This is a genomic window from Streptomyces sp. NPDC020681, from assembly GCF_044334895.1.
In the GTDB taxonomy this organism is placed as follows: Bacteria; Actinomycetota; Actinomycetes; order Streptomycetales; family Streptomycetaceae; genus Streptomyces.
Genome location: NZ_JBIRTX010000012.1, coordinates 25,338 through 37,461 on the forward strand (window position 1 = coordinate 25,338; position 12,124 = coordinate 37,461).

The 12,124-nt window shown below is 69.7% G+C and carries 9 protein-coding genes; 6 read left to right on the forward strand and 3 right to left on the reverse strand.

The genetic code is table 11. The features are described 5' to 3' along the window. The first annotated feature begins 79 nt into the window (after positions 1-79). A complete protein-coding gene (locus ACH4YL_RS25885) occupies positions 80-1,930 on the forward strand; it encodes a SpoIIE family protein phosphatase (RefSeq protein WP_398509820.1) in 1,851 nt (616 codons plus the stop codon). Positions 1,931-2,038: 108 nt separating this feature from the next. Here the strand turns inward: ACH4YL_RS25885 and ACH4YL_RS25890 are convergent, their stop codons facing one another. Further along, positions 2,039-4,252: a transglycosylase domain-containing protein gene (locus ACH4YL_RS25890; RefSeq protein ID WP_398509821.1), complete on the reverse strand. Its 2,214-nt coding sequence runs from the start codon at positions 4,250-4,252 to the stop codon at positions 2,039-2,041. A gap of 281 nt (positions 4,253-4,533) precedes the next feature. Between ACH4YL_RS25890 and ACH4YL_RS25895 the strand changes: the two genes are divergently transcribed. From ACH4YL_RS25895 to ACH4YL_RS25915, 5 genes are all read left to right on the forward strand, one after another. Beyond that, positions 4,534-5,469: an SPFH domain-containing protein gene (locus ACH4YL_RS25895; RefSeq protein WP_398509822.1), complete on the forward strand. Its 936-nt coding sequence runs from the start codon at positions 4,534-4,536 to the stop codon at positions 5,467-5,469. Next, on the forward strand, positions 5,466-5,690 hold the full coding sequence (locus tag ACH4YL_RS25900; protein WP_398509823.1) for a hypothetical protein: 225 nt from the start codon (positions 5,466-5,468) through the stop codon (positions 5,688-5,690). Before ACH4YL_RS25895 ends, ACH4YL_RS25900 begins: the two co-directional genes overlap by 4 nt. A 205-nt stretch (positions 5,691-5,895) precedes the next feature. Next, the gene (locus tag ACH4YL_RS25905; RefSeq protein WP_398509824.1) at positions 5,896-6,420 is read left to right on the forward strand and encodes a PadR family transcriptional regulator; all 525 of its coding nucleotides are present in this window, start codon (positions 5,896-5,898) and stop codon (positions 6,418-6,420) included. Continuing rightward, entirely contained in the window at positions 6,417-7,103 is a 687-nt protein-coding gene (locus tag ACH4YL_RS25910; RefSeq protein ID WP_398509825.1) for an ABC transporter ATP-binding protein, read from the forward strand. Before ACH4YL_RS25905 ends, ACH4YL_RS25910 begins: the two co-directional genes overlap by 4 nt. Beyond that, positions 7,100-9,460 carry an FtsX-like permease family protein gene (locus ACH4YL_RS25915; protein WP_398509826.1) on the forward strand — a complete coding sequence of 787 codons (2,361 nt, stop codon included), beginning with the start codon at positions 7,100-7,102 and terminating at the stop codon, positions 9,458-9,460. The genes ACH4YL_RS25910 and ACH4YL_RS25915 overlap by 4 nt, the downstream gene beginning before the upstream one ends. A gap of 55 nt (positions 9,461-9,515) precedes the next feature. Here ACH4YL_RS25915 and ACH4YL_RS25920 read toward each other — a convergent pair whose 3' ends face one another. Further along, positions 9,516-10,457 (reverse strand): LysR substrate-binding domain-containing protein, encoded by a 942-nt coding sequence (locus tag ACH4YL_RS25920; RefSeq protein ID WP_398509827.1) that lies wholly within the window; start codon positions 10,455-10,457, stop codon positions 9,516-9,518. A 253-nt stretch (positions 10,458-10,710) separates the two neighbouring features. After that, on the reverse strand, positions 10,711-12,060 hold the full coding sequence (locus tag ACH4YL_RS25925; protein WP_398509828.1) for a hypothetical protein: 1,350 nt from the start codon (positions 12,058-12,060) through the stop codon (positions 10,711-10,713). Positions 12,061-12,124 lie beyond the last annotated feature (64 nt).

The window sequence follows — 12,124 nt, forward strand, 5'->3', positions numbered from 1 at the left end:
TTATCCCCCGAGATAGCGCAGCACCGCCTCTCGAGGCGATTGCATCGCACACCCGGCCCGGACGGACGGAATCCCACGCGTGACGGAGCAGCCCACCTCCCACGAAGGCCGGCAGCCCTTGGCTGCCCGGCCGCACGAACGCACCCGGCCCCGGGCGGAGGCCGGGCCGTCGGCCGTTCCCTCGCCCGCCGGGCCGCCGCCGCAGGACCTGGCGGGGACGGCGCGGCGTGAAGGGGACCGGCTGCGGTTCGTGGGAGCAGCCACCCGGCGCATCGCGCGCGGCATAGATCTGGACGAGATCGTGCTCGGGCTGTGCCGGGCGACCGTGCCGACGTTCTCCGACGCCATCCTGGTCTATCTGCGCGATCCGCTGCCGGTCGGCGACGAGCGGCCGGTGTCGCCATTCGTGTTGCGGCTGCGCCGTACCGACCGGCTGCGTTTAACCGATGAGGACGCGGATCTCTCCAGCACCGGATCCTTCCCGCTGATCGATCCGAACAACGACCTGACGCCTGCCGCCGAGCTCTGCGAGGTGCGGTCCGGCGGCGCGCTGTCCGAGGTGCTGCGCGGGGTGCGGCCGGTGTTCGGCGACTCGGCCGCGGCGCGCGCCGCGTTGCCCGAACTGCTCGGCGCCGAAAGGACCGTGCCGAACGGCCATCGCGCGATACTGGCCCCGCTGCGCGGCCGGCGCCGCGTGATCGGCGCCGCCGTGTTTTTGCGCCGGCCCGACCGGCCCGCCTTCGAGCCCAACGACCTGCTCGTGGCTGCCCAGTTGGCCACGCACACCGCGCTGGGCATCGACAAGGCCGTGCTGTACGGCCGCGAGGCGTACATCGCCGACGAGCTGCAGCGCACCATGCTGCCGGACTCGCTGCCGCAGCCCACCGGCGTACGGCTCGCCTCGCGCTATCTGCCGGCCGCGGAGACCGCCCGCGTCGGCGGCGACTGGTACGACGCGATCCCGCTGCCCGGCAGCCGGGTGGCCCTCGTGGTCGGCGACGTCATGGGGCACTCCATGAAGTCCGCCGCGATCATGGGTCAGCTGCGCACCACCGCGCAGACGCTCGCCGGGCTCGATCTGCCTCCGCAGGAAGTGCTGCACCATCTCGACGAGCAGGCCCAGCGGCTCGGCGCCGACCGCATGGCGACGTGCATGTACGCGGTGTACGACCCGGTCTCGCACCGCATCACCATCGCGAACGCCGGCCATCCGCCGCCCATCCTGCTCCAGCTGGGCGGGCGGGCCGAGGTGCTGCGCGTACCGCCGGGCGCGCCGATCGGCGTCGGCGGCGTGGACTTCGAGGCCGTGGAGCTGGACGCGCCGGCCGGCGCAACGCTGCTCCTCTATACGGACGGCCTGGTGGAGTCGCGGCTGCGCGACGTCTGGACCGGGATCGAGCAACTGCGGGAGCGGCTTGCCGCCACCGCCCAGCTGACCGGGCCCGACCACTCGCCGCCGCTGGAGGCGCTCTGCGACGACGTGCTGGACATGCTCGGCCCGGGCGACCGGGACGACGACATCGCGCTGCTCGCGGCCCGCTTCGACGGGATCGCGCCGAGTGATGTCGCGTACTGGTTCCTGGAGCCGGAGGACGCCGCGCCCGGCCGGGCCCGCCGCCTCGCCCGGCGTGCGCTCGCCCGCTGGGGTCTTGAGGAGCTCTCCGACTCGGTGGAGCTGCTGGTCAGCGAGGTGGTCACCAATGCCGTGCGGTACGCGGAGCGGCCGGTGACGCTGCGGCTGCTGCGTACGGACGTACTGCGCTGCGAGGTCGGCGACGACTCTCCGCAGCTGCCCCGGCAGCGGCGGGCCAGGGACACCGACGAGGGCGGCCGCGGCCTCTTCCTGGTGAACAGGCTGGCCCGGCGGTGGGGCGCCACCCGCCTCTCGACCGGCAAGGTCGTCTGGTTCGAGCTGCCCACCCGGACATAACCCGGCTCTGCAGGCCGCCTTCGAGCCCTCAACCCGGTTACCGCTACAGAACGGTGCCCGCGGACCCGGAAGCCGGGTCTCGCGGGCACCGTCATGCCGTCGGCGGCACTACGGCCTGACCACCGGATCCTCCGGGTCGTCCGGGTCCGCCGGATCCGTCGGCGGTGTGAAACTCGGCGGATCGGTCGGCGTCTTGGTAGGCGTCTGCGTCGGGTCCTCTGTCGGCGTCTCGGTCGGCGTCTCGGTCGGCGAGTCCGTCGGCGTCGGATCCGGGTCCTCGGTCGGCGTCTCGGTCGGCGTCTCGCTGGGTGTTTCCGTCGGCGTCGGATCCGGGTCCGGAGTGGCGACCTCCGCGACGTCCAGGTCGAACTCGGCGGACGATGCCTCGCTGTCGAGTGCGCCGCTGGTGTACTGCTTCCAGATCTTGGCCGGGACGCCACCACCGTTGGCGCGGCCCTCGTTGACCGTGTCCGTCAGCGAGGAGTGCGCGCCCTTGGTGGTCTCGCCGAACAGCGCGACCGCGGTGACGAGCTTCGGCGTGTAGCCGACGAACCATGCGGACTGGTTGTTCTCCGAGGTACCGGTCTTGCCCGCCGCCTCGTAGTCACCGGACGCGTTGGTGCCGGAACCGCGCTTGACGACGCCGGTCAGTGCCGACGTCACGGTGTCCGCCGCCTCCCGGCTGATGGCCTGGTCGCCGATCGCGTCGGGCAGTTCGGCCTTGCGTTTCGCGTGCTCCGCCGACTTCACGATCGTCGGCGTGACCTTCTTGCCGTGGTTGTCGAGGGTCGCGTACACCGCGGCCATGTCCCAGGTGGACGCGCCCATCGTGCCGAGCGACATCGCGGGCCGCTCCGGGAAGTCCTTGCCGTCCTTCATCCCGAGGTCGAGCGCGGTCTGCTTCGCGTTGTCCGGGCCGACGTCCACGATCATCTGCGCGTAGACCGAGTTGATCGACTTGTTGGTCGCCGTCTGGACGCTGACCCGGCGGCCGTAGTCCTTGTCGTCCTCGTTCTCCGGCGCGAACGGGGTGTCGCTGCCCTCGACCGGCCGCTTGCTGGTGCCGTCGTACTTGGTGTTGAGGCCGATCTTCTCGTCGTCCTGGGTCACGGCGCCGTTCTCCAGGGCCGAGGCGAGGACGACGGGCTTGAAGGTCGATGCCGGCTGGTAGTCGCGGCGGGTGGCGTTGGACACCCAGTGCTCGGTCGCCCCGATGCCGCCGTAGAGCGCGAGGACCTTGCCGGTCTCCGGGTCGACGGAGGTCGCACCCGCCTGGACGGTGGCGTCGGCCTTGTCCTTCTTGCGGTCGAGCTTGTCCTCGAGCTGCTTGTCCACGGCCTTCTCCAGCGCCGCCTGGCGCTTGGAGTCGATGTTGAGGGTGATCGTCCAGCCGCCGAGCTTGATCTCTTCCTCGCTGATGCCCTGGCGCTCCAGCTCGGCGTTGGCCGCGTCGACGAGATAACCGACCTGGCCCTCCATGCCGGGGGCCGGCTTCGGGGTCTTGGGCACCGGGAACTTCAGTCCGCTGCGGACGGAGGGATCGAGCCAGTTCTCCTCGACCATGTTGTTCAGTACGTAGTTCCAGCGGTCGGTGACCAGCTTCCGGCCGGTCTCGGACGCGACGGTGTAGTCGTACTGGCTGGGCGCCTGGAGCAGCGCCGCGAGATACGCGCCCTCCCCGACCTTCAGGTCCTTGGCGTCCTTGCGGTAGTACGCCTGGGCCGCGGCCTGGATTCCGTACGCACCGCGCCCGTAGTAGCTGGTGTTGATGTACCCCGCGAGGATCTCGCTCTTTTCCTTCTTCTGGTCGACCTTGAGCGAGATCACCAGTTCCTTGAGCTTGCGGGTGACCGTCCGGTCCTGGTTCAGGTAGTAGTTCTTGACGTACTGCTGCGTGATCGTCGAGCCGCCCTGCTTGCCCTTGCCGGCAAGGGTGTTCATCAGGCCGCGGGCGGTGCCCTTGAAGTCGACGCCGGAGTCCTTGAAGAAGGATTTGTTCTCGGCGGCGACGAAGGTGTACTGGACGTCCTTCGGGATCTTCTCCAGGCCGACGATCTCGCGGTTGACCTTGCCGGTGCGGGTGAGGATCTTGCCGTCGCTGTACTTGTAGACGTTGCTCTGCATCTCGGCCTGGGCGTTGGCCGACGGCACCGGGACGAGCAGATAGATCACGAAGAACGCGCCCATCGCGAGCAGGCACAGGCCGAGGAAGGTGCCCAGCAGCTTCCGCCAGGTGAAGAACCGCCGTATGCCGGTGGGTCCGGCTTTCTTCGCCCGGCGCGCCCCGCGCTGCCGGGCCCGTCGCGCTTCCGCTCGGCCCATCGCTTCGTTGCTCCGCTCGTCGTCGTCGCTCGTTGTCGTCAGATCAGCTCAGAAAGCTAACACCGCTAGTACTGACAAAGGGCCACCGATCCGGTCTTTTCCGGACGTGACAATGAGCACCCCGTCTCATGGAACCGACTCATGAGAGGCACAGAGGGTTGCCACGATGCGTAAAGTGATATCAGAATGCTAGAAGTCGGCGGTGGTCGCCGACCGGCCGGCCGGACAACGCACAGACGATGCACGGACAGTGCACGGACGATGCACAACGGGGAGCGATCATGCCTGCGACCAGTACGTCAACAGTGGACGACCTGCCGGAGATGCCTGCGCCGCAGGTCCGCGAATTCCCGGCGCACAGCATCGGCGGCGGACTCGCCCTCCTGCTCGGGCTGGCCGGACTCGCGGGCGGAGTCGCGCTCATCGTGGCGGGCGCGGTGAGTGGATCGGCCGGTGCGAAGGCGGCGCTGATCACCGTCGGAGTCGTGGTCTCGGTCGCCGCGTTCCTCGCGATGTGCGGACTGAACATGGTCGCGCCGGGCGAGGCCCGGGTGGTCCAGCTCTTCGGCCGCTACCGGGGCACGATCCGTACGGACGGCCTGCGTTGGGTCAACCCCTTCACCTCGCGGGCCAAGATCTCCACGCGGGTGCGGAACCACGAGACCGCGGTGCTCAAGGTGAACGACGCGTACGGCAACCCGATCGAGCTGGCAGCGGTGGTGGTGTGGAAGGTCGAGGACACCGCGCAGGCGATGTTCGAGGTCGACGACTTCCTGGAGTTCGTCTCCACACAGACGGAGGCGGCGGTACGGCACATCGCGATCGAGTACCCGTACGACGCGCACGACGAAGCGGGGCTGTCGCTGCGCGGCAACGCGGAGGAGATCACCGAGAAGCTGGCGGTCGAACTGCACGCACGGGTCGAGGCGGCGGGCGTGCACATCATCGAGTCGCGCTTCACGCACCTCGCGTACGCCCCGGAGATCGCGTCCGCGATGCTCCAGCGCCAGCAGGCGGGCGCGGTGGTGGCGGCGCGTCGGCAGATCGTGGACGGCGCGGTCGGCATGGTGGAAGCGGCGCTTGCCAGGCTCCAGGAACGGGACATCGTGGAGCTCGATTCGGAGCGAAAGGCGGCGATGGTGTCGAATCTGATGGTGGTGCTGTGCGGTGACCGCGCGGCACAGCCGGTCCTCAACACGGGCACGCTCTACCAGTGACGCCGCCGCCTCCGCCGCCCGAGCGGAAACAGGTGCTGCTGCGGCTGGACCCGGCGGTGTACGAGGCGCTGGCGCGGTGGGCGTCGGACGAACTCCGCAGCGCGAACGCGCAGATCGAGTTCCTGCTCCGCAGGTCGCTCTCGGAGGCCGGCCGCCTCCCGGGCACGGTGCCTCCGATCCCGAGGAGGGGCCGCCCTCCGAAGGACCCGGGGAACGCGTAGGCGCGCGGGCCCACCCGGCAGCGGACCCGCGCCCGACGGCGCCGGTCCGCTGCCCTCGACCTCGCGCCGAGCGTCGGCCCAAGCCTCAGAATCCCTCGTTCCGAATCGTGACAATCGATCCTGACCTGCGGGAACAAGCCCTCGAAGGCCCGCGCTGCACCACGGCTATACACACGAGGTATACGCCCTGTGTACAGTCATCCGCATGTCAATCGGTCACACCTTGCTCGGACTCCTCGAGTCCGGCCCGCGCCACGGTTACGACCTCAAGCGCGCCTTCGACGAGAAGTTCGGCCACGACCGGCCCCTCCACTACGGGCAGGTCTACTCGACCATGTCCCGGCTCCTGAAGAACGGCCTCGTCGAGGTCGACGGGATCGAGGCCGGCGGTGGGCCCGAGCGGAAGCGGTACGCCATCACCGAGGCAGGCATCACCGATGTCGACCGCTGGCTCGCGCAGCCCGAGAAGCCGGAGCTGTATCTCCAGTCGACCCTCTACACCAAGGTCGTCCTCGCTCTGCTCACCGGACGCAGCGCCGCCGAACTGCTGGACACCCAGCGCGCCGAGCACCTGCGGCTGATGCGCGTCCTCACCGACCGCAAGCGCCGCGGCGATCTCGCCGACCAGCTCATCTGCGACCACGCCCTGTTCCACCTCGAGGCCGACCTGCGCTGGCTCGAACTCACCGCCGCCCGGCTCGGCCAGCTCGCGAAGGAGGTCGTCGCATGACCCCCGCGGGCTCCCTCCTCGTCGCCGACGGTCTGCACAAGGCGTACGGCGCCAACCCCGCCCTCGACGACGCCTCCTTCTCCATCCACCCCGGCGAAGTCGTCGCCGTCATGGGCCCGTCCGGCTCCGGCAAGTCGACCCTGCTGCACTGCCTGGCCGGGATCGTCCGGCCGGACGCGGGCACCATCCGCTACAACGGCCGCGATCTCACCGCGATGTCGGACGCGGAGCGGAGCACGCTGCGGCGGACCGAGTTCGGGTTCGTGTTCCAGTTCGGCCAGCTCGTACCGGAGTTGAGCTGCCTGGAGAACGTGGCTCTGCCGCTCCGGCTCACCGGTGTGAAGCGCAAGGCCGCCGAACGCACGGCCATGGAGTGGATGGAGCGCCTCGAAGTCGCCGACGCCGGCCGCAAGCGCCCCGGAGAGGTCTCCGGCGGACAGGGCCAGCGCATCGCCGTCGCCCGCGCCCTGGTCACCTCGCCGCGAGTCCTCTTCGCCGACGAGCCGACAGGCGCCCTCGACTCGCTCAACGGCGAGCGTGTGATGGAACTTCTCACCGACGCGGCCCGGGACAGCAACGCCGCGGTCGTCCTGGTGACCCACGAAGCCCGGGTCGCCGCCTACTCCGACCGCGAGGTCATCGTCCGCGACGGCACAGTCCGTGACATGGCCGGTGCGGTGTGAAGCGCGGCTCCACCTGGATACATGACCTTACCCTGGGCGTCCGGTTCGCCGTCACCGGCGGCCCGCGCGGCTGGATCCGTACCGCACTCACCGCCGTCGGCGTCGGCCTCGGCGTCGCACTGCTGCTCTTCGCCGCGTCCATACCGGCCCTCCTGCAGCACCGCGACGACCGCGTGGCGGCCCGTGCGCTCGGGTTCGACGATGCCAAGACCTCCGCCCGGTCGTTCCAGTACGCGCTGACCGGCACCATGTACCGCGGTGACGCCGTCTCAGGCGTCGTGCTGCGTCCGGACGGCAGCGACCCCGCAGCCCCCGCGGGCCTGTCGAAGATGCCCGGCCCCGGCGAGATGGCCGTCTCCCCGGCGCTCGCCGAGCTGCTCGGCTCCCCGCGCGGTGCGCTGCTCAAGGACCGGCTGCCGTACCGGGTCACCGCGACCATCGGGGACGCGGGCCTGCTCGGTCCGGCCGAACTCCACTACTACGCCGGCAGCCCCACCTCGCTGGGCTCGGGGGTCGACGGGCGAGCGGACCGGTTCGGCGGCCGCGAGGAGCCGGAGCCGATGAGCGCGGTGCTCCTGCTCCTCATCGTGATGGCCTGCGTCGCCCTCCTCCTGCCGGTCGCCGTGTTCATCGCCACCGCCGTCCGCTTCGGCGGCGAGCAGCGCGACCGTCGGCTCGCCGCACTGCGCCTCGTCGGCTCCGACCAGGCGATGACCCGGCGCATCGCAGCCGGTGAATCACTCTGCGGCGCGCTGATCGGGCTCGCCGCGGGCGCCGGATTCTTCGCGCTGATGCGGGAGTTCGCCGGCACGGTGACGATCTGGGACGTCAACGCCTTCCCCTCGGACATCGTGCCCAGCCCCGCGCTGACCGCTCTGATTGTCCTCGCCGTGCCGGCCTCCGCGATCGGCGTGACCCTCTTCGCCCTGCGCGGCGTGTCGATCGAACCGCTCGGAGTCGTACGGAACGCCAGTCCGCGCCCCCGCCGGCTGTGGTGGCGGTTGGTCCTGCCGGCCGCCGGTGTGGCACTGCTGCTGCCTCAGACGGGCCAGGTCGGCCTGAGTGACACCGAACTCGCCACCTACCAGATCGCCGTCGGCGCCCTGCTGGTGCTGGTCGGGGTGACCGCACTGCTGCCCTGGCTGATGGAAGCGGTTGTCGCCCGGCTGCACGGCGGCCCGGTTCCGTGGCAACTGGCGGTACGACGGCTCCAGTTGAGCAGCGGCACAGCGTCCCGCGCGGTGAGCGGCATCGTCGTCGCGGCAGCCGGCGCGATCGCGCTCAACATGCTCTTCGGCGCGGTGCAGGGCGACTTCATGAAGCCGACCGGCATGGACTCCGCCCGCGCCCAGCTCGAGACCCGCGCGAACGCGCGGGACGGCTTCGTGGCCCGCGAGATGATTGCGAAGTACGAGGCGACCAAGGGCGTCTCCGGCGTGATCGGGCTCACCGAGGCGTATGTCGAACGGCCGGCCCCGCGGGGCGCGGGCGAAAGCTTCACCCCGATCACCTCCATCACCGTCGCCGACTGCCCGTCGCTGCGCGAGCTGGCGAAGCTCCCGTCGTGCAAGGACGGTGACGTCTTCATCGCCCGCACGCACGGTGCCGAAGGCCCACCGGACGACTACCTCGCCAAGGTCGCGCGGCCCGGGGCCATGGTGAACCTCCACGGAGAGACCTTCGGGCCAACAGGCGAGCCGGTGCGGCCCGAGCCGGTGCTGTGGCGCATCCCCGCCACTGCCAAGACGGTGGACTCCCGTACCGATCCGATGGGACGCAAATCCTTCGGCGTCATGGCGACTCCGTCCGCCATCGACGTGTCGAAGCTGAGCGACGCCGAGGCCAGGGCGATGATCCGGCTCGACCCCAAGGTGCCCGACGCGGCCGAGCACGCCAGAAACACCGCGGCGGCCGTCGACCCGCTGACGCGGGTCTCCACACTTCAGGACACCGAGCGCGACAGCCAGTTCTCCAGTGTCCGAACCGGCCTGTTCGTCGGGGCGACCGGCACGATGCTGCTGATCGCCGCCTCGATGCTCGTCTCCATGCTGGAGCAACTGCGCGACCGCAAGCGGCTGCTGTCCGTGCTGGTGGCGTTCGGCACCCGGCGCGCGACCCTCAGCTGGTCGGTGCTGTGGCAGACGGCCGTGCCCATCGTGCTGGGGCTCGCGCTGGCTGTCGGCGGCGGCATCGGACTGGGGCTCGTCCTGCTGAAGCTGGTCGACAAACAGGTAGCGGACTGGTGGGCGTTCCTGCCGGTCACCGGAGTCGGCGCCGCGCTGATCGCGGTGGTGACGCTGCTGAGCCTGCCGCCGCTGTGGCGCATGATGCGCCCGGACGGCCTGCGCACGGAGTAGCGGGCTGCGGGCGGCCCTGGAACCCTGCCCTGGGCCCGGGGCCCGTACCGCGCCGTCAGCTCAGCACCCGTACCGGCAGCGGGCGCAACGCGTCCCGCAGAGCCTGTGCGAACTCCTCGAACTCGCCCTGGCGTGCCGCTCCCGCGCGCATCGCCAGGGCGATACGGCGTGCCGGGGCGGGGTCCGCGAACCAGCCGGTCCCCAGCCCGCCGCGGCCGGTCTCCACCTCGACGGCCGTCCGCGGCAGCAACGTCACTCCGAGGCCGCCCGCGACCAGCTGCACCAGCGTGGACAGGCCCGCGGCGGTCGTGGTGACCGGCGTGCCGTCGGTGCGGCCGGCCTCCCGGCAGATGTCGAGCGCCTGGTCACGCAGGCAGTGGCCCTCGTCGAGAAGCAGCAGCGGCAGCTCGCGCAGTGCCTCACGAGGGATGTCCTGGCGGCCGGCCAGCCAGTGGTCCTCGGGAGTGACCAGCACGAAGTCCTCGTCGAACAGCGGGAGTTCGGTGATCCCCGGCACACCGAGCGGGACGGCGAGCAGCAGCAGGTCGAGCCGCCCGGCGGTCAGCCCGTCGAGCAGCGAGGACGTCTGCTCCTCGTGGACCTGCAGATCCAGGTCCGGGTAGGCACCGTGCACCAGCCGCAGGACGTTCGGCAGCAGATACGGCGCGACGGTGGGAATCACACCGAGCCGCAGGACACCGGTGAAGGGCGCCTGTACCGCCTCCGCCTCCTCCATGAACTCACCGACGGCCTCCAGCACGGCCTTGGCCCGCGCCGCGAGCCGCTCACCGGCCGGCGAGAGCAGCACTCTGCGGGTCGTACGCTCCAGCAGCTGGACACCCAGTGCCTCCTCGAGCGCGGACACGGCTCCGGAGAGTGCGGGCTGACTCATCCCGATTGCTGCCGCGGCGTCCCGGAAGTGCAGATGCTCGGCGACGGCGACGAAGGCGCGCAGCTGAGCGAGACTGGGCTGTTTGATCCTGTTTGTCACACTCACTGATAGCTATCTCCGATCATGGAGATGGATTCTAACCGTCCCCGTGATCAATGCACGCTCTGACTCAGCAAGCCAACCGCCGTGTACGCGCGGTAACTGTCGATGGCGCGTGTCCGCGGTCACGTACGAGCACCGCCGACTCGGCTCTTCTGCCGCACCTGAGCTGCCTCACTGGAGGCAGCTTTGTCGTGCTGCCTACTCGCCCGCTGAGGAGCGAGCCACGCGCGCCATCGACCCTCGAGACCGTGCGCTGTCAGCCCTTCAGGGCTGACACCTGCCGAGCACGCTCGTCGAGATCCCGGACTGCCCGTACCTTGCGGTACGGAGCAATCCGTTTACGCATCGTCCCGAAGTGCTCGTCACCACGAGCAGTCGACAGCAGCACGTAGTCGTCGAGGAACGCGCCCCACGTCGAGCACGCCTCTTCAAGGTGCCCAAGTTCGAACTGGCGCTGAGCCATGACTGCGTTGGAATGCACGCGCCCTTGCCGTTCGTTCTTCGGCTGCGCCCGAAGAGACGCTTTCATGGCCGCGACAGAGCCGGGAAGATCCTTCGTTTCGTACAGGACATGCGCAACGTGGAATTGGTACGCCGACTGGTCGTAACCGCCAATCGACTCCCGGCGCGAGTCTGCCTTCGAGAGGGCCGCCTCGGCCTCCGCCAGTCGCTGAAACGCCATGTGCTTGTCGCCGACCATCGAGGCAGCATGCGCCTGCTGGCCTCTGAGAAAGGCGACCAGGCGGGGGCCCGCCTTCGGTGCCGCCTCGGCCGCGGAGTCGGCGAACTCCAGTGACTTTCGGCCGTAGCCCAGGTTTGACGCCTGAAGGCTCATGCCGCGAAGTGTCCGGCAGTATGTCACTTGATCGCCCGCTTCTCCGGCCAGCTTCAGCGCCCTGACGTAGTACTTCTGGCCGAGGCCGTGCTCCCTCTCGTACATCGCCATCCAGCCGGTGAGGTACGTCAGGTCCGAGGCGGCGGAGAGCATGTCATCCCTGACGTCGTCGGCCGCCTCTGCTCGCAGATAGGGCATCACCGTGTTGACCAGGAAGGCGGCAGCCATCGGCCTCGCGTGACCTCCACCGAGTTCGTCGAGAATGTCGGCGATCTTGTCTGTCATCCGGCGCACGGTCTCGATCTCGCCCCGACCAATTCGACTGGCGGGCTTCGTCATGCGCTCACGATCCTCAGCGTGAGCCACGTCCGCGAAGAGGGGTACGGCGAGCGCGGCGGAGTACAAACCTGCGGCGATCACGCCGCGACGGGATGGATCCATGTCAGCCCTTCCGAGATTCAACAGGGACTCGACCGTGTCTCCGCTTTGGGATCCTTCCTTCGTGGCCACCGGCTCAAGCCCTGCCTCCTGATAGGTGACCGGCCGCCCGAGCTTGCGCTCGAAGGTCTCGATGATGACCCGCCGCACCTGCTTCCTCGGCTGCGTGCCACCCACCCAGTGTGAAATCGCGGAGTGGTCGTACTTCAGGGTCATGCCGGCCTGCGCGCCAGTGCGGTTCACGGCGTTGGCGAGCTGCGTTCGCGTCCATTGCGCCTGCTCGAGCAGCGACTCGAGTCCCGCGTTGCGACTGTTCTGGGATGCCTGGGCCATGCCAACTCCCGGGAGAATTCACGGCTTTCACGGTCACGCCTCCGTTCAACGGTACCCGCGTAGG